The sequence below is a fragment of the Streptomyces sp. NPDC048270 genome, assembly GCF_040652335.1.
Lineage (GTDB): Bacteria > Actinomycetota > Actinomycetes > Streptomycetales > Streptomycetaceae > Streptomyces.
In genome coordinates, this window is sequence record NZ_JBEZLV010000025.1 from 1 (window position 1) to 17,497 (window position 17,497).

Below are 17,497 nucleotides of genomic sequence, written 5' to 3' on the forward strand. Positions count from 1 at the left end.
GGGCGCCGTGTCCACGGCGACCACCCGCGCCCCGGCCGCCGCCGCGATCATCACGGCGGACAGCCCGACCCCGCCGCAGCCGTGCACGGCGACCCACTCGCCCGCGGCCACCCGCCCCCGCGCGACCACCGCCCGGAAGGCCGTCGCGAAGCGGCAGCCGAGGCCGGCCGCGGTCGCGTACGACAACTCCCCGGGCACGGCCACCAGGTTCACGTCGGCGTGGTCGAGGGCCACGTACTCGGCGAAGGAGCCCCAGTGCGTGAACCCGGGCTGCGTCTGCCGCGCGCACACCTGGTGCTGGCCCGCCGCGCACTCGGCGCAGCTTCCGCACGCGCACACGAACGGCGCCGTGACCCGGTCGCCGACCCGCCAGTTGGCGACGCCGGACCCCACGGCCTCCACCACACCCGCCAGTTCGTGGCCCGGCACGTGGGGCAGCACGATGTCCGGGTCGTGCCCCATCCAGCCGTGCCAGTCGCTGCGGCACAGTCCGGTGGCCTCCACCCGCACCACCACCCCGGCCGGGGCGGGACGCGGGTCCGCGACCTCCCTGACCTCGGCCGGCTCCCCGTACCGGTCGAACACCACCGCGCGCATGGAACCCCCCTTCCTCGACCGACCGCAGGCTACCCGGCCTCGTCCGGGAGGGCGGCCCGCGCCAGGGCGAGCACCCCGGCGCAGATCAGGGCCAGGCCCAGCAGCTGGGGCAGCAGCCACCAGTGGGCCCGCAGGTGCTCCTCGTACAGCAGCACGCCCAGCGCCACGCTCACGCTCGCGTCCCCGAGGGTCAGCGCGGGCTGCGAGGCGACCAGCGGCCCGCCCTGCATGGCGTGTTCGAGCAGGAGCAGCGCGCAGACGCCGCTCGCGGCGAACGCGTAGGTCTCCCAGGCGGTCAGGAACGCGACGATCCCGCCCCCGTCGAGGACGTGCATCGCGGACTTCATCAGGGCGGCGGTGAGGGCGTAGCAGACGGCGGTGGCCGCGCCCAGGCACCCGGCCCGCATCCGTCCGGGCGGCCGGCGCAGGCCGGCGGCGGCCAGCAGGGCCACCGCCGCCGCGCAGGCGGTGAGGGCCAGCACCCACCGGTCGAGCGGTACGTCCGTGCGGTTCCCCCGCGGCGAGGCGGCCACCAGCACGATCCCGAGTCCGGCGACCACGCCCGTCACGGCGAGCCACAGCGCCCCCGGCAGCCGGGTCCGCGTGACCAGGGAGGCGATCAGCAGCGCGAGCGGCAGCTCCAGGACGAACAGCGGCTGTACGAGGGCCAGCGCGCCCGTGGCGAGGGCGACGGCCTGCCCGACCCCGGCCGCGATCACGGCCAGGATTCCGGCGATCCACAGCGGCCGCCGCAGCAGGTCGAGGACGAGCCCGAACCGGAAGCCCTTGCTCTGCGGCACGGTGAGCGCGGCCCGCCGCTGGAGCACGGTCGCCAGCGCGTTGCTGAACGCCGCGAACAGGGCGAAGAGGACCGGCAGGACGAAGCCCATGCCCCCGATCCTCACCGATCCCGGAGCCTTCAGGGCGCCGCGACACTCCCGGACCCGACCCTCCCGGGCCCGGCGCTCCCGGGCCCGACACTCCCGGTGCCGGCGCTCCCGGTGCCGGCGCTCCCGGGCCCGGCGCTCCCGGGCCCGGCGCTCCCGGACCCGCCACTCCCGGTGCTGGCGCTCCCGGTGCTGGCGCTCCCGGACCCGGCGCTCCCGGACCCGACACTCCCGGTGCCGGCACGGCCCATGCCGGCGGCCCGGCGCAGGGCCAGCGCCGCCAGGGCCTCGGGGGCGCCCGGCTGGCCGCGGAGCCCGGGGAAGGCGTTCACGTCCACGATCAGCGGTTCCCCGCCCCCGGCGTCGATGATGTCCACGCCGAACACGTCCAGCGCGAAGGCCTCGCCCGCGGCCCGCACCAGGTCGGCCCACCCGGCGGGCAGTTCCGACGGCGCCGACGGCAGGTTCGGCCCGCGCCCGCCCGGCGACAGTTCGGACCGGCGCACGGCCGCGAAGACCTGGTCCCCGATCGCCCACAGCTTGTGGTCCCAGCCGCTGTTGGGCGCGAAATCCTGCACCACCACCGGTTCCTCCGGCCACCGCGCCGCCAACTCCCGCAGCCCGGCGGCGTCGTCCACGCGGGCCACCAGGTCGCCCCGGCGGCTGCGGCGGCTCTTGACCACCACGGGGCAGCGCAGCGGAGCGCCGGCCGCCGCCCAGGCGGAGAGGGAGCCGACGGTCCGGGTCCCGGCGAACGGCAGCCCGGCCCGCAGGGCCAGCTCCGCCATCGCCGTACGGTCCTGGCACAGGGCGGTCGCCGCCGCGGTGTTGACGACCGGGGCGCCCCGCCCCTCCAGATGCCGGGCGAGCTCCAGGGCCCGGGGGGTCCTCGACTTCAGCAGGTAGACGTCGGCCACCGGTCCGGGGACCTCCGCTGCCGCGGCCGGGTCGAGCGCCTCGACGGTGTGCCCGGGCGCCAGCAGGGCGGCCGCGGCCGCCAGCAGCGGATGGCCGGGCTCCGGGGTGATCAGTCCGATCCTCACGCGCCGTCCACCGCCCCCGCCGGCACCTGCGCCGGAATCGGCAGCGGCAGGGTGTAGGACCGCGCCGGCGACGCCGGCGGGAAGGCGGAGCCGCCCCCGCGCGCCAGCTCCAGCACCGCCCGGGCCACCCGCGCGGCCGCGTCCGGCACCTGACGGAAGCTCGGGAAGTCGTTCACGTCCACGACCACCGGCCCCTCCGGGCCCAACAGGACGTCCACTCCGTACAGGTCGAGCCCGTACACCGCCCCCACCTGCGCGGCGATCGCCGCGACCTCGGCCGACAGCGGCACCCGGCGCTCCCGCACCGCGGGGTCGGGATGCAGCGGGGAGCACCGCTCGGTCGCGAACAGCTCGCCTCCGACCGCGTACACCTTGATGTCGGTGCCCGAGTTGGGCACGTACGGCTGGGCGATGAGCAGGCCCTCGCCCGCCAGGACCGGGAGCACCGCCTCCAGGCGCTCCGGTGAGGACACCAGGTGCACGGCCCGGCCGGAGCTCCCGTCGGCCGGCTTGACGACGAGGGGGTACTCCTGCGCCGGTATCTCCCGCAGCAGTTCGGGACGGGCCGCCGCGTAGGTCGGCGGCAGCGGCAGCCCCCGGGCCCGGCCGATGGCGGCGGCCAGCGCCTTGTCCCGTACGCCGCGGATCGACCGGGCGTCGTTGACCGTGGTCAGGCCGACCGCGGCGGCGGCCTCGAGAAGGGTCAGCCCGGGGCCGCCGGAGACGGTCTTGAGCACCCAGGCGTCGTGCGAACCCGCCCGCACCGCCTCGGTCATGGACAGCAGCGAGCCTCCCGGCCGCACCACGTCGACCTGGTGCCCCCACGCGGTCAACTGGCGGATCACCTCGTTCGGCATGCCGTCGTGGCGGTAGTGCTCCTCCACCAGGAAGCAGAGCCTCATGGACCTTCCCCATATTCCCCGGACGTCCGCCGATCCCGTCCGGCGAGTTGTGACGTCACAGGATGTCATGGACCGCAATGTGATGATCAGTCCGGTGTGCGGGTGATGCCGGGCTCCGGGAGCCCGCCGTCGCGGAGGCCCGGAGCGGGCAGGCGAGAGCCCGGGAGCAGGACGCGCTCCCGGGCTCCGCCGGTTCCCGCCCCGGCTGCTCGAGCGGCCGGCTACACCGGTACGGACACGAAGGTCCTGCCCGCCTCGTTCTCGACCAGGATCGCCTTCACGTCGGCCGGATCCACCGCGGCCGAGCCGTCCAGGGACGCGCCCTTGCCCTCGCCGTTCTGCCGGCCGACCACCCAGCCGCCCGCGGTGGTACGCGTACCGTCCTTGGCGACCACGACCAGCCGGCACCGCTCGCCGGGCGGCACCCCGGTGACCGCCGCGTGCACCCGGACCCACTGGGTGGCGGGCGTCATCTGCACGGTCATCCGCGCACCCGTGCCCGGATCCGTCGCGGAGGCCAGCTTGGTCCCGGGCGCGGGCGGCGAGGGAGCCGTCGACGCCGTCGGGGAGGGCCGGGGCAGGGCGACCGCCCCCGAATCGGAGCCGCCCAGCTGCGCACCGGCCCAGAACACGGCGGCCAGGGAAGCCGCCGCGGCCAGTCCCGCGAGCCCGGCCCGCCGGCGCCGCTCACCGGCCCGTTCCCCGCGCATCTGCCGCAGGGTCCGCTGGAGCATCAGGTCCCCGCCCTGCGGGGGCCCGTCGAGGAACGCCTCGTCGGGCACCTCGCCCAGCGCCGCCTCCATCTCGCGCAACGCGGCCACCTCCTCCCGGCACTGCACGCACCCGCTCACGTGTTCCTCGATCCGGCGGACCTCCGTCTCGTCCAGGACGCCGAGCACGTACGGGCCGAGCTGTTCTTCCTCCTCGTGCCGCTGCCGGTTCATGCCACCACCTCACGCAGTCCGGCGGGCTGCTGGGGCGGCCTGCCCGATCGTTTGCCTTGTCTGGAAGCGCCTGAAGCGCCGTCCCCCGCGCTGTTGTCCCGGAAGACGTCGCGCAGGGCCTTGAGCGCGTAGTGCGAGCGCGATTTGACCGTACCGGCCGGGATGCCGAGGCTGTCGGCCGCCTCCGCGACGCTCAGCTGCCGGTAGTACAGCTCCCTCAGCACGTCCCGGTGTTCCGGCGACAACTGGTCGAGCGCCCCCAGCACCGTCATCGCGTCCACCACGGAATCGGCGTGGTCCCCCTCCACCGGGGGAGTGGCCGCGACCCCGGACACCTCCGGCGGCCGTGCGGCCTTGGCCCGGTACCGGTCCGTGATGATGTTGCGGGCCACCGTGAGCAGCCAGCCGCGCACCGAGCCCTTCCCGTTCACCAGGACCTCGGAATGCCTCCAGGCCCGGATCAGCGTCTCCTGGACGATGTCCTCCGCGGCGGCCCGGTCTCCGGTCAGCCGGGTGGCGTACGCGAGCAGGGCGTGGCCGTGCTCCTCGTAGACCGACCTGATCAACGCCTCATCGGTCGAGCCCCGCCGAGTGCGGGGCCACAGTGGTCCGGCCATCTCACCCTCTCCGTCTTCCTCGCTTGCGTGGTGCCGTCCGAACACGCCGCCCGCACCGGCCCGGTTCACGTGACGTGCGTCACGTCCGGATCGCGCACCGGCGGCGCCCGGGTGCCGCTGCGGGGCCGCCCCGCACGCCGCGGATCCGGCGGGCGGCGCTCACATCCGGCAGTCGCGGCCCTCGTTGAGGCAGTCCACGACCGCGGCCATCTGCCGGTCGGTCATCGCGTTCACGAACATGCCGTGGTCCGTCTTCGGGCTGTGCCGCTGCTCGGGGAAGGAGTCCAGTGCGAGGGCGGCGCCCGCGGGGACCTCGTAGGAGAGCGAGACGCGCAGCTCGGGCACGGGGAAGGTGCCCCGGGGGCAGACGCCGCCCGCCGCGGGGAACTTCAGGTGGGAGCGGTGCCCCTCGCCGATGGTGTCCAGGCCGTTCCAGCAGCTGGGGAAGACCAGCGTGCGCGTGACGAGGTCGCCGGCGGGGCAGCGCGGATAGCGGGTGGTGGGCCGGTCCGGGGTGCTCGAACAGCCCCAGCGGGCCCGGACGTCGGCGTCGCCGGCCGCGGTGTACGCGACGGCGTCCCCGGTCATGCCGCGCAGGAAGCGGGGCATCGCCACGACCTTGCTCACCGGGCTGCCGCGGAACTCCACCCGTACCGAGGCCTCCGGCAGGATCCGCCCGGTGTTGCCGTGCCCGGCCGAGCCCTCGTGCGGGCGGGTGCCCGGCAGGTCCGGCCGCCGCAGCACGGGCCAGTAGTACGTCGACCGGTCGCCGCCGCGGCAGCTGGTCGCGGCCGCGTCGAGGGAGGCGTCGGTCGACATCGCGTCCGTGGACAGGTTCCCGACGTACGCGTGCGTGTGGTGGGCGCCCGACGGCAGGCCGGGGGAGACCACCAGGTTGTCCTCGTTGTAGTGGCCCTCTTCGTTGCGCCCGCATTCCACCGCCACCGAGCCGGCCGAACTGTCGGCCCCCGGGGCGGGGATGGGCTGGGTTTCGCGCGGAACGTCGCGTATGTCCACGTAGTCGGAGGGTGCCGGGCGGGAGCCCGCCGCCCCCGGGTGCGGGCCGGCCGCTCGCGAGGCCCCGAGGACGGCGGCGAGCAGGCCGCCGCCCAGGACCAGGCAGATGACGAGAGTGAGCAGTCGGCGTTCTTTCCCCATGGCGGTCACGGTCGCCGGTGGCGCCACCCGAGTCAACCTGGCATCCGGATGGCGAACGGAGCCGCCCGCCCGCCCGCTGCGCGGCCGCGGGGCCTGCTTGCCGGGCCGGGCGCCGACCGCGCAGAGTACGCCGTATGACACCCGAGATGACGCCCGCCGAGCTGCTGCACGCCTTCGCCCGCACCCGCGCCTCGCTCGACGGCGCCGAGGTGGCCTACTGGTGGTCGGGCGACGTCCACGCGTGGGGGCCCGGCGAGCCGTACCAGCGCCTCTTCGGCTTCGAAGGGCTGAACGTCGCCCGGCTCACCGCCGACGAGGAGACCGGCGGCTACCGCCTGCTGTCCAGGGAAGCCGCCTTCTACCTGGACCCGATGACCCGGGAGATCCTGGACACCTGGCAGGACCGGCCCGTGGTGCACGTCTGGAACGATCCGGCCAACCAGAGGCTGCGGCCGCTTCCGGTCCCCGTGACCGAGCTCGGGGACCAGGTCTGCTTCAGCCTGGAGATCCCGCTGGCCTACCCCTCGCCGCTGCCCGTGGCGCAGTACCCGGTGCATTCGGCGGACGACACCTACCGGGCGCTGGAGCTCTTCCAGTTCTTCGCGCCCGTTGCCGCGCTGTCCACCGACGCCCCCAGCGTCCCCGCCACGATGTCCTGGACCCGGATGTCCCCGTGGCTGCCCTGGATGGAACAGGGGCAGCGCCCCGGCGGCCTCGCCTTCCACTGCCGCGGGCGCAAGCTCGGCTCCTACGCGGAGGTCCCCGAGCGCACCCGCGCCTACATCTCCGCCCAACACCCCGAATTCGCCCGGTCCCCGGACAAATGGACCGAGCCGAACGAGACCAGCTGGACGTACTTCCGCAAGCTCTTCCCGCCGCGCGGGGAGGCGGACGACACCGGCGCGCCCGCTTCCTGAGGACCCGCTCCCCTGCCCGTGCGCGGGGACCGGCAGGGGGCGGACAAGGGTTTTCCCCGTATCGCGTTCATCCCCGCGTTGCCTACTGTCTGCCCATCGGCGATCTTCCCCTGACCCGACGGCCGACACGCCAACCCCACATGGCATGATGCCGTCCCATCAGGGGGAATCTTCGGTACCGACGTTGCCCTGCCCCACCGTCGAGGCGGGGGCAACGTGGCGTGCGGCGGCGGCCGGGGGCGAGTTCGACCAGCTCGCTCCCGGCCCCGCGGCCGCCGGTCACCTCCCACACTGCACCGACCGGCCGCTCCGGCCTGCCCGGAATCGGCCCGCGAAAGGGACCTTCGTGCACGCATCGAGACGCAGGCTCATATCCGTGGTGGCGATGTCCGTCACCCTGCTCGCCGGCTCCGCCACCGCCTCCGTGGCCGTCGCCGCCGACGTCCCGGCCTCGTCGGCCGCCGCGGTCGCCGCCACCGCCCCGGTCGAGAACCTCATCGTCGGATACAAGACCTCCGCCTCCGAGGCCAGTTCCAACACCGCCGCCGCCGACGACGCCACGGCCAAGGGCAAGAAGGCCGGCAAGAAGGCGAAGTTCGACCGCCGCCTCGGCACCGGAGCGGCCCTGGTCAGCCTCGGCTCGGCCACCGCCCCCGCCGACGCCGCCAAGGTGATGGCCCAGTTCCGCGCCGACCCGGACGTCGCCTACGTCGAGGTCGACGCCCGCGCCTACGCGATGGCCACCCCGAACGACACCGAGTACACCAAGCAGTGGGACCTCTTCGAGCCCACCGCCGGCATGAACGTTCCCGCGGCCTGGGACAAGACCACCGGCTCCGGCGTCACCGTCGCCGTGATCGACACCGGCTACGTCGCCCACTCCGACCTCGCCCCGAACGTGGTCGCCGGCTACGACTTCATCAGCAACGCCACCTACGCCCGCGACGGCGGCGGCCGTGACGGCAACCCCGCCGACGAGGGCGACTGGAACGCCACCGACAACGAGTGCGGCCTGGGCTCCAAGGCCGGCGGCTCCTCCTGGCACGGCACCCACGTGGCCGGCACGATCGCCGCCGCCACGAACAACGGCAAGGGCGTCGCGGGCATCGCGTACAACGCGAAGATCCAGCCGGTGCGCGTGCTCGGCAAGTGCGGCGGCACGACCTCCGACATCGCCGACGCGATCACCTGGGCCTCCGGCGGCACCGTCTCGGGCATCCCGGCGAACGCCACCCCCGCCAAGGTCATCAACATGAGCCTCGGCGGCTCGGGCGCCTGCAGCGCCACCTACCAGAACGCCATCAACGGCGCCGTCAGCCGCGGCACCACCGTCGTCGTGGCCGCCGGCAACAGCAACTCCGACGCGGCCGGCTTCTCGCCCGCGAGCTGCAACAACGTGATCAACGTCGCCGCCAGCAACCGCACCGGCGACCGCTCCTTCTACTCCAACTACGGCGCGAGCATCGACGTCGCCGCCCCGGGCGGTGAGACCCGCCGCGGCACCGACACCCCCGGCACCGTCACCACCCCCGAGAACGGCATCCTCTCGACGCTGAACGCCAGCACCACCACCCCCGGCGCCGAGAACTACAAGCCCTACCAGGGCACCAGCATGGCCGCCCCGCACGTCGCCGGCCTCGCCGCGCTCGCCAAGGCCGCCAAGCCCTCGCTGACCCCGGCCCAGATCGAGGCGGCGATCAAGAACAACACCCGCCCGCTCGCCGGCGTCTGCACCGGCGGCTGCGGCACCGGCCTCGCCGACGCGGCCGCGACGATCAACGCCGTGACCACCACCACGCCCCCCGGCCTGGAGAACGGCGCGGACTACACCATCGGTGACAACACCACCGTGGAGAGCCCGATCACCGTCACCGGCAAGACCGGCAACGCCCCGGCCGCCCTGAAGGTGGCCGTGACCATCGCGCACACCTACATCGGCGACCTCAAGGTCGACCTGATCGCCCCCGACGGCACCGCGTACAACCTGCACAACCGGACCGGCGCCGGCACGGACAACATCAACCAGACCTACACCGTCAACGCCTCCTCCGAGGTCGCGAACGGCACCTGGAAGCTCCGTGTCAACGACAACGCCGGCGGCGACACCGGCAAGATCGACTTCTGGAGCCTGACCTTCTGATCAGCCTCCGGTTCGGCCGCCAACTCGGCCTGACGGGCCGATAGTACGGACCAAGCCCACTCCGCGGACCCGCCGGTACACACGTACCGGCGGGTCCGACGGCTTTTCCCGTCACCTGGCTGATTTCTGCGTCACAATCCGTGTCCACCCGGCATCGGACCTCGTATTGTCGCGTCTCACAGGAATGGCACAGGAGCTGGGGACCGAGAGGCTGGTGGCTGTGCGTGGTGGCGGCGACGGGGAACGCTGACACAAGCGTCGGACAGGACGAACTGGTCGAAGCGGTCGGCCGCGCGCTGACCGCGCACGGCCGGGCCCTGCTCACCGGCCCCGCGGGCGCGGGCAAGACCGAGGTGGTCCGCGCCGTCGCGGCCGCCGCCGAGACCCGCCGCGAGACGGTGCTGCGCCTCGCTCCCGAGGCCGCCGACCAATGGATACCCGAGGCCTCGGCCGCGGCCCTGCTGGCCACCGTGCCGGGTGCCGCGCTCGAACGGCTCTCCGGACCCCAGCGCACCGCCATTGCCCTCCTGTGCCGGGAGGCGGACGCCCCCCGCGCCGGCCGCGACCACGTCGCACTGCGGCTGGCCGTCCTCGAGGTCCTGCGCACGCTCGCCGCCCGCCACCCCGTCCTGCTCGTCCTGGACAACGCGCAGTGGCTCGACGCCGAGAGCACCGACCTGCTGCGCTTCGCCCTGCGGCTGACCCCGCCCCGGGTCCGCGTCCTGGTCGCCGAATGCGTCCAGGGCGGCGCACCGGTCGGCGAATCCCTCTGCGGCGCCGGCACCCCCGCGATCCGGATCCCCCCGCTCGGCGCCGACGAGATCGCCGAACTCCTGGTCCGCCACGGCCTGCCCGCCCGCCTCGCCGGCCGCATCCACCAGGCCAGCGGCGGCAACCCCCGCCTCGCCCTCGCCCTCGGCCACTCCCTCGCCGAAGCCGCCGTGGCCCGCGACGGCAGCGCCCACCACGCCGACACCCTGCCCGTCTCCGGGCAGGCCCGGGAGGTGGCCCGCAGACTGCTCGCCGAAGCCCCGGCCCAGGCACGCCGCACCCTGCTGCTCGCCGCGCTGGCCGCCCGCCCCACCACCGCCCTGCTGCGCCGCGCCGGACGCCCCGACGCCGAGGCGGAGCTGGCCGAAGCGGAACGGGCTGCGCTGGTCCGGGTGGGGGAGGACGGCAGCGTGGAGTTCACGGCCGGCGCCCTGCCCACCGCGCTCGCCGCCGACGCGGGCTGGCCCGAGCGCTCCGCCGGGCACGCCGCGCTCGCCGAGGCCGTCGACGACCCCGTCCAGGCCGTACGCCACCGCGCGCTGGCCGTGGACACCCCCGACCAGCGGCTCGCCGCCGAGATCACCGAGGCCGCCGCGGTCTGCCGCCGCCGCGGCCAGCGGGCCCTCGCCGCCGAACTCGGCCTGCTCGCCGCCGAGCGAACCCCCTCCCACCTGGCCGGGGAGGAGCTCGCCCGCCTCGTCCACGCCGCCGAGGACGCCGGCTGGGCCGGCCGTGCCGACCTCGCGCGCGGCGCCACCCCCGCGGTGCTGGCCCGCGACGCCTCGCCCGCCAGCCGGGTCCGGGCCCGGCTGGCGGTCATCGACGCCGCCGGGCAGGCCCTGGGCGCCCTCGACGAGACCTTCGCGTATGCCATGGCCGACGCCGCCGGGGATCCCTCCCTCGAGGCCGCCGTCCAGCTGCGGATCGCCTGGAAGCACAACCTCAGTGACGGCGACCCCGTCCGCTCCCGCGACGCCGCGGCCCGGGCCGGAGCCCTCGCCGCACTCGGCGGCGACCAGGTCGCCGAGGCCATGGCCCTGACCGTACGGGCCCGGATGGGCCGCATCCTCGGGGACCCCGGGGCCGAGGCGATCCTGGCCGAGGCCCTCGCCCTGCCCGCCCCCGAGGTGCCGCTCGGCATGCGCAACGCGCCCCAGTACCTCGCCGTACGGCACGCCCTGTTCGACGACCGGCTGGACGACGCCCGCAAGCAGCTGATGGTCCTGCTGCCCGCCGTCCAGCGCACCGGCTCGGCCGAGGACGTCTTCGAGGTCCTGCGCAGCCTCACGGAGGTCGAACTGCGCAGCGGCCGGTGCACGGCCGCCTCCGCCCGTGCCCGCCAGGCCCTGGAGCTGACGATCGAGGCGGGCCTCTCGCCCGGTCCCGCCTGGTACGTCGCCGCGATGGCCGAGGCCGCCGGCGGCAGCTTCGCCCGCGCCGCCGGATACGCCCGGCGGGGCATCCAGGCCTCGCGCGAGGAGCACGACCAGGTCTTCCTCTCCCGCAGCCTGCACGCGCTCGGCCTGGTCGAACTGGCCACCGGAGAGGCGGCGAAGGCCGTCGCCACCCTGCGCCGGGTCGCCGCGCTCGAGGCCGCCCAGAAGGTGGTGGACCCCTCGATCCTGCGCTGGCACGGGGAGCTGGCCGAAGCCCTGGTCGCCGCCGACGCGACCGACGAGGCCGCCCGGCTGCTCGACTCCGTACGCCCCGTCGCCCGCGGCCTCGGCCGCACCGGGGTCGTCGCCGCCCTCGACCGGGCCCGCGGCCTGTGCCTGTCCGCGCAGGGCGAGGCGGACGCCGCCGTACAACTGCTGGAGGCCACGGCGCAGCGGTTCGACACGCTCCGGCTGCCGCTGGAGCGGGGCCGCACGCTCCTCGCGCTCGCCCGGGTGGAACGCCGTCGGCGCAGGCGCGCACCCGCCCGCGTCGCGCTCCTGGCCGCGGCCGAGGTGTTCGAGCGGGCCGGGGCCACGCCGTGGTCCGAGCTCGCGCGGGAGCCCGCGGCGGAGGGCGGCCGGACGGAGGCGGCGGCCGCCGCCCTGACCGAGGCGGAGACCCGGCTCGCGCTGCTGGTCAGCCAGGGGGCCAGCAACCAGGAGGCCGCGGCGAAGCTGTTCCTCAGCGTCAAGACGGTGGAGGCCCGGCTGACCCGTATCTACCAGAAGCTCGACGTCCGCTCGAGGGCCCAGCTCGCCACCGCCCTGGCCCACGCACTGCGCGCCTCGCGCTGAACCGCGGCGCGGGGCGCGCAGTGCGGTTCAGCGCGGGGCGGGGCCGGGGCGGGAGCCGGTCAGCAGCCCAGGTTGCCGCCCGGGGTCACGCCGAGCAGCTGGGTGAAGCTCTGGTACTTCGAGATCCGGCTCTGGACCTGCGCGGGGTTGCCGCCGTTGCACTCCAGGGAGCCGTTGATGGAGCGGATGGTCTCGCCGAAGCCCGCGCCGTTCACCATGGCCGCGTGGGCGGTCATCGTGCCGGGGCCGTTCTGGGTGTTCCAGTACCAGAGCGCCGTCTTCATGGCGATCGCCGGGTCCCGCTCGACGAGGTACGGATTGGCGAGGAGGTTGATGCCGAGCGCGTCGCCGGCCGCCTTGTAGTTGAAGTTCCAGCTCAGCTGGATGGGGCCGCGCCCGTAGTAGGCGGCCTGGCCGGCCGGACAGCCGTAGGGCTGGCTCGCGTCGCAGTAGTGCGGGTAGTTGGCCTGGTTCTGCTCGACGATGTGGACCAGTCCGCCGGTCTCGTGCGAGACGTTCGCGAGGAAAGCGGCCGCCTCGCGCCGCTTGACGGTGTCGTCGCCGGTCTGGGCGAAACCGGGGTAGGCGGAGAGGGCCGCGACCAGGCCGTTGTAGGTGTAGAAGGGGTTCCGGTTCGGGAACATCTGGTTGAACTGGGCCTCGGAGACCACGAATCCGGCCGGGTTGCCGGGATCCGGGTCCTGGCCCCCGCCGCCGCAGGTGCCCTGGTCGGCCCACACGCCCCACTCCCCGGTGGTCCCGGGCGTCTCGCCCTGGGTCCACCATTTCGCCTGCCAGTTGCGCCCGTTGTGGGAGGCGCTCATGCCGCCCGTGTAGACGGCGGACGAGGCCCAGGCGCCGGCGCACGGGGCCGCCGCGGCGGCGGGGGAGGAGGGGAGGAGGAGGGCGAGGCCGAGGCCCGCGGTGGCGGTCGCGGCGGCGGCCAGCAGGAGGGCACGGCGGCGAAGCGCACGTATCACGTAACTGCTCCTTCAGTGGGGGGAGTTGTCGTGGGGGGAGACAACAGCCCACTGAAGCGAAATGGTCTGAACCTGTCAAGGTCTAGACCAAAGGAAACGCGCCGGCGTGGCATGCCACGCCGGCGCGCGACCGGAGGACCGGGAGGGTCAGCTGCCGGCGGAGAGGTTGCCGGAGAGGACCGGGATGTTGTCCAGGATGTGCGAGAGGGACTCGTCGCCCTTGGCCTGGGTGGAGTTCTCGGCGCACTGCTGGTTCATCGGGTTGGACAGGACGTTGATGTCCTGGACGCCGACGTTGACCAGGGCGAGGATCGACTGGGCGTTGACCTTGGCCGGCAGGCCGATGCACAGCTTGTTGGCGGTGCCCTGGACCAGGCTCGCCTGCGGGCTCATCGCGCCCCGGGTCTCCTGGTTGCCGTAGACCTGCGTGGCGCCGTTGCCGTTGACGGTGTTGACGCCGTTGTCATTGCCGATCGCCATCGCCGGGGTGGCCACGGCGGCGCCCGCTCCCAGTACGGAGGCGGTGACCGCGGCGGTGGCCATGAACTTCTTGAGCATGTGGGGGATCCTTCTGTCGCACTGTCGCATGAGATAGCTGCCCTCGGCGGGACGAGCTGATCAACTGCTTTCGGCGCCGGTGGTTATCCCCACTCACCCGGGTGGCCCAATGCGGAGAGGTGGCCCGGTCCCGCCGCCGCGGCGGCGAGACAGAGCTCCCCGTGTCCGAGGGTCAGCCGGTCTTGCGGCGGACCTTCTTGTTCTTGCCGCCGGGGCCGCTGCTGGCGCCCTGTACCTTCGCGCGGGACTGGTGCGACTGCTGGGACTGGGCATTCGCGGCGTTGCGCTCCAGAGCCTCCCGGAACTTGCGCTTGGCCTCCTCGGCCGGGGATTCGTCCTGCGGGGTCTCTGTTTCGTCTGCCATGTGTCCTCCTGGGGTGATCAAGCCGTTTCAGTCTGTCAGCTCGCCTGCCTGCTGACCAGCGAGTTCCGCCGGAACAGAGGGCAGGTGCACGGCCTGCACCCCAAGGATCGCTTGGAGGGGTCATAAGCACTGCTGATGGGGTCATAAGGCGATACCGGGTGCTGGGTTAGGATTGCCTTAGTTTAGGGTTCCTTTGATCACGTGTGATCCACCGTGCCGTCGTTCGAAGGGAACCCCTGTCATGCCTCGACCTCTGCGGATAGCAATCGTCGGTGCCGGCCCCGCCGGGATCTACGCCGCCGACGCGCTGCTGAAGTCCGAGGCGGCGGCGGAGCCCGGTGTGTCCATAGACCTCTTCGAGCGGATGCCCGCGCCCTTCGGCCTGATCCGCTACGGCGTGGCCCCCGACCACCCGCGGATCAAGGGCATCATCACCGCCCTGCACCAGGTGCTCGACAAGCCGCAGGTCCGCCTCTTCGGGAACGTCGACTACCCGAACGACATCAGCCTGGACGAGCTGCACTCGTTCTACGACGCCGTGATCTTCTCCACCGGCGCCACGGCCGACCGCGCCCTCACCATCCCGGGCGTCGACCTGGACGGTTCCTACGGCGCCGCCGACTTCGTCTCCTGGTACGACGGCCACCCCGACGTCCCGCGCACCTGGCCGCTGGAGGCCGAGAAGGTCGCCGTGCTGGGCGTCGGCAACGTCGCCCTCGACGTCGCGCGGGTCCTCGCCAAGACGGCCGACGAACTGCTGCCGACCGAGATCCCCCCGAACGTCTACGAAGGCCTCAAGGCCAACAAGGCCCTCGAGGTGCACGTCTTCGGCCGCCGCGGTCCGGCCCAGGCCAAGTTCAGCCCCATGGAGCTGCGCGAGCTGGACCACTCGCCCAACATCGAGGTCGTCGTCAACCCCGAGGACATCGACTACGACGAGGGCTCGATCACGACCCGCCGCGCCAACAAGCAGGCCGACATGGTCGCCAAGACCCTGGAGAACTGGGCCATCCGCGACATCGGCGACCGGCCGCACAAGCTCTTCCTCCACTTCTTCGAGTCGCCCGCCGAGGTGCTCGGCGAGGACGGCAAGGTGGTCGGCCTGCGCACCGAGCGCACCGAGCTCGACGGCACCGGCAACGTCAAGGGCACCGGCCGGTTCACGGACTGGGACGTCCAGTCCGTCTACCGGGCCGTCGGCTACCTCTCCGACGAGCTGCCCAAGCTCCCCTGGGACGTCGAGTCGGGCACCGTCCCGGACGAGGGCGGCCGCGTGATGGAGGCGGGCAGCCCCCTGCCGTCCACGTACGTGACCGGGTGGATCCGGCGCGGTCCGGTCGGCCTGATCGGCCACACCAAGGGCGACGCCAACGAGACCGTCGCGAACCTGCTGGCCGACCACGCCGAAGGCCGCCTGCCCGCCCCCGCCGCGCCCGAGCCGGCGGCCGTCGAGGCCTTCCTCGCCGAGCGCGCCGTCCGCTACACCACGTGGGAGGGCTGGCACCGGCTGGACGCCGCCGAGAAGGCGCTCGGCGAGCCCCAGGGCCGCGAGCGCGTGAAGATCGTCGAGCGCGACGAGATGCTCGAGGCCAGCGGAGCCTAGGACCGCTCCGGGCGCCGCGGCCCGGTGAGGCCTTCCGCCCGCGCCGCCGCGAGCGGCGCGAGGGGGCCGGGACCCGTCCGGGTCCCGGCCCTCCGTGCGCGGACGGTGGCCGGTGATGCGGGAGATGGCCGGGATGCGACGGTGCGCCCACCCGTCCGGAGGAAGTCGGCCCGGGGGCGGAATGCCGCGCCGCCGGGGTGAGTTCGTACCAGCGCGAGACCTGATCCCACACGCACTGGAGAGCTCATGAAGATCGGCATCATCGGCGCGGGAAACATCGGCGGCAACCTCACCCGCCGCCTGACGGCTCTCGGACACGACGTGTCCGTGGCCAACTCGCGCGGCCCCGAAACCCTGACGGCCCTCGCCGAGGAGACCGGCGCCACCCCCGTCACCGTCGCCGAAGCGGCCCGCGGCGCCGAGATCGTCGTGGTCACCATCCCCTTCGGGAAGGTGCCGGACCTGCCCTCCGGCCTCTTCGACGCGGCCGCCGAGGGCTTCGCCGTCATCGACACCGGCAACTACTACCCCCAGCAGCGCGACGGCCGGATCGCCGGTGTCGAGGACGAGGGCCTGACCGAGAGCCGCTGGACCGAGCGGCACCTCGGCCACCCCGTGATCAAGGCCTTCAACGGCACGTACGCGCAGGACATCCTCGACCGGCACCGCCCGGCGGGCGACCCGGAGCGGATGGCACTGCCCGTGGCGGGCGACGACGAGGCGGCGAAGAAGGCCGTCCGCGCCCTCATCGACCAGCTCGGCTTCGACACCGTGGACGCCGGCGGTATCGACGACTCGTGGCGCCAGCAGCCCGACACCCCCGTCTACGGGCTCCGCGAGGGGGTCGACGGGGTCGCCAAGGCGCTGGCCGAGGCTTCCCCGGAGCGCACGGCGGGCTTCCGGGGGTGACGGGCTGACGGGGGTCCGCCGCAAGCGCCCCGTCAGGGCCGGACGTGCCGGGCCGACATGCGGCCCTGCCCCAGCTCGATGGTGAAGGTGACCTGCTGCTCTTCGGAGAGGACCTGCGGATCGTGCTCTATGTCCTCCCGCTCGACGAAGACGGGTTCCGTCTCGCCGAGGGGGAGGATGAAGCCGTACCCGCGGTCGCGGTTGTACGACTGGACGAACCCTTTGACGCGCGGTTCCATCGTGCACCTCCCGTGCCACGAGGCTGCCGCACCGCCCGGGGTGCCGCCTTCCGGGCGATTCCGTTCGGGTGAGGCCCTTCCCGGCCGCCGGCCGCTGGCCCGGCCCCGGCTAGCGCCGCTCCAGCAGGCCCCGTACGAAGGCGGCCTGGCCGGCGTGCTGAAGATCGTCCGCCAGCACGCTGACCAGGCGCACGCCCAGGGTGACGGGCGGGTCGAAGCGCTCGTCCACCACCCGGTCGAGGTCGGCGGCGGCCAGTCCCCGGACGAAGCGCACGCTCTGCTCGTGGACCGCGTCGAAGTAGCCCAGCAGCAGCTCGCCGGAGTCGGCCTCGACCGCACCGGCCTGCCGGGCGGTGTGCCCGTACCCGGTCGACCCGGTGGGCAGGGACAGGGCGAACCGGGCCACCCAGCCCCCGCCCTGCCAGACCTGCTCGAGGCCCGCGGCCTGCGCCACGTGGTCGTCCTGGATCCGGGTGAGGTGCCAGACGAGCCAGGTGATCGAGTTCGCCGCCGGGTCGACGCGGGCGTTGAGCTGCTGCGCCGGGAGGCCCTCGACGACCTCGTGCACGATCTCCCGGATGCGTTCGAACCCGTCCGCGATGACGTCCGTAGCCTTCATGCACCCACCATGCAAGGC

General features: G+C 74.0%; 17 protein-coding genes. 5 read left to right on the plus strand and 12 right to left on the minus strand.

The genetic code is table 11. The annotated features are described in order from the left end of the window. From AB0D66_RS22255 to AB0D66_RS22285, 7 genes are all read right to left on the minus strand, one after another. Window positions 1-597: alcohol dehydrogenase catalytic domain-containing protein (locus AB0D66_RS22255; protein WP_362306101.1), on the minus strand; the 597-nt coding region annotated here is incomplete at its 3' end. A 29-nt stretch (window positions 598-626) separates the two neighbouring features. Beyond that, on the minus strand, window positions 627-1,487 hold the full coding sequence (locus AB0D66_RS22260) for a DMT family transporter (protein WP_362306104.1): 861 nt from the start codon (window positions 1,485-1,487) through the stop codon (window positions 627-629). 29 nt (window positions 1,488-1,516) lie between these two features. Beyond that, window positions 1,517-2,527 carry an alpha-L-glutamate ligase gene (locus tag AB0D66_RS22265; protein WP_362306107.1) on the minus strand — a complete coding sequence of 337 codons (1,011 nt, stop codon included), beginning with the start codon at window positions 2,525-2,527 and terminating at the stop codon, window positions 1,517-1,519. Further along, entirely contained in the window at window positions 2,524-3,429 is a 906-nt protein-coding gene (locus tag AB0D66_RS22270) for a hypothetical protein (RefSeq protein ID WP_362306110.1), read from the minus strand. Before AB0D66_RS22270 ends, AB0D66_RS22265 begins: the two co-directional genes overlap by 4 nt. Before the next feature lie 221 nt (window positions 3,430-3,650). After that, window positions 3,651-4,373, minus strand: a complete 723-nt coding sequence (locus AB0D66_RS22275) for a zf-HC2 domain-containing protein (protein WP_362306113.1) — start codon at window positions 4,371-4,373, stop codon at window positions 3,651-3,653. Next, on the minus strand, window positions 4,370-4,990 hold the full coding sequence (locus AB0D66_RS22280) for a sigma-70 family RNA polymerase sigma factor (RefSeq protein WP_362306116.1): 621 nt from the start codon (window positions 4,988-4,990) through the stop codon (window positions 4,370-4,372). Before AB0D66_RS22280 ends, AB0D66_RS22275 begins: the two co-directional genes overlap by 4 nt. A 159-nt stretch (window positions 4,991-5,149) precedes the next feature. Continuing rightward, on the minus strand, window positions 5,150-6,148 hold the full coding sequence (locus AB0D66_RS22285; RefSeq protein ID WP_362306119.1) for a DUF1996 domain-containing protein: 999 nt from the start codon (window positions 6,146-6,148) through the stop codon (window positions 5,150-5,152). 146 nt (window positions 6,149-6,294) lie between these two features. Here AB0D66_RS22285 and AB0D66_RS22290 point away from each other — a divergent pair, with 146 nt between their 5' ends. From AB0D66_RS22290 to AB0D66_RS22300, 3 genes are all read left to right on the plus strand, one after another. Continuing rightward, complete coding sequence (locus tag AB0D66_RS22290) at window positions 6,295-7,065, plus strand: DUF1838 family protein (protein ID WP_362306367.1); 771 nt, start codon at window positions 6,295-6,297, stop codon at window positions 7,063-7,065. 385 nt (window positions 7,066-7,450) lie between these two features. Further along, on the plus strand, window positions 7,451-9,205 hold the full coding sequence (locus AB0D66_RS22295; RefSeq protein ID WP_362306371.1) for a S8 family serine peptidase: 1,755 nt from the start codon (window positions 7,451-7,453) through the stop codon (window positions 9,203-9,205). Window positions 9,206-9,429: 224 nt separating this feature from the next. Next, a complete protein-coding gene (locus AB0D66_RS22300) occupies window positions 9,430-12,207 on the plus strand; it encodes a LuxR family transcriptional regulator (protein ID WP_362306122.1) in 2,778 nt (925 codons plus the stop codon). 59 nt (window positions 12,208-12,266) lie between these two features. Here AB0D66_RS22300 and AB0D66_RS22305 read toward each other — a convergent pair whose 3' ends face one another. The 3 genes from AB0D66_RS22305 to AB0D66_RS22315 form a co-directional block, all read right to left on the minus strand. Continuing rightward, window positions 12,267-13,157 carry a glycoside hydrolase family 19 protein gene (locus tag AB0D66_RS22305; RefSeq protein WP_362306374.1) on the minus strand — a complete coding sequence of 297 codons (891 nt, stop codon included), beginning with the start codon at window positions 13,155-13,157 and terminating at the stop codon, window positions 12,267-12,269. A gap of 177 nt (window positions 13,158-13,334) precedes the next feature. Continuing rightward, window positions 13,335-13,745: a rodlin gene (locus AB0D66_RS22310; protein ID WP_362306125.1), complete on the minus strand. Its 411-nt coding sequence runs from the start codon at window positions 13,743-13,745 to the stop codon at window positions 13,335-13,337. Between the two features lie 172 nt (window positions 13,746-13,917). After that, window positions 13,918-14,109 carry a DUF5302 domain-containing protein gene (locus AB0D66_RS22315; RefSeq protein ID WP_362306128.1) on the minus strand — a complete coding sequence of 64 codons (192 nt, stop codon included), beginning with the start codon at window positions 14,107-14,109 and terminating at the stop codon, window positions 13,918-13,920. 241 nt (window positions 14,110-14,350) lie between these two features. On the opposite strand from AB0D66_RS22315, the gene AB0D66_RS22320 reads away from it, so the two are divergent. Both AB0D66_RS22320 and AB0D66_RS22325 read left to right on the plus strand, forming a co-directional pair. Further along, window positions 14,351-15,712 carry an FAD-dependent oxidoreductase gene (locus tag AB0D66_RS22320; RefSeq protein WP_362306132.1) on the plus strand — a complete coding sequence of 454 codons (1,362 nt, stop codon included), beginning with the start codon at window positions 14,351-14,353 and terminating at the stop codon, window positions 15,710-15,712. A 246-nt stretch (window positions 15,713-15,958) separates the two neighbouring features. Continuing rightward, window positions 15,959-16,621: an NAD(P)-binding domain-containing protein gene (locus tag AB0D66_RS22325; RefSeq protein WP_362306135.1), complete on the plus strand. Its 663-nt coding sequence runs from the start codon at window positions 15,959-15,961 to the stop codon at window positions 16,619-16,621. Window positions 16,622-16,653: 32 nt separating this feature from the next. On the opposite strand, the gene AB0D66_RS22330 is transcribed toward AB0D66_RS22325, so the two are convergent. Together AB0D66_RS22330 and AB0D66_RS22335 are read right to left on the minus strand one after the other, a co-directional pair. Next, window positions 16,654-16,860: a cold shock domain-containing protein gene (locus tag AB0D66_RS22330; RefSeq protein WP_069918782.1), complete on the minus strand. Its 207-nt coding sequence runs from the start codon at window positions 16,858-16,860 to the stop codon at window positions 16,654-16,656. A gap of 109 nt (window positions 16,861-16,969) precedes the next feature. Further along, window positions 16,970-17,479 carry a DinB family protein gene (locus AB0D66_RS22335; protein WP_362306137.1) on the minus strand — a complete coding sequence of 170 codons (510 nt, stop codon included), beginning with the start codon at window positions 17,477-17,479 and terminating at the stop codon, window positions 16,970-16,972. Between the last annotated feature and the right edge of the window lie 18 nt (window positions 17,480-17,497).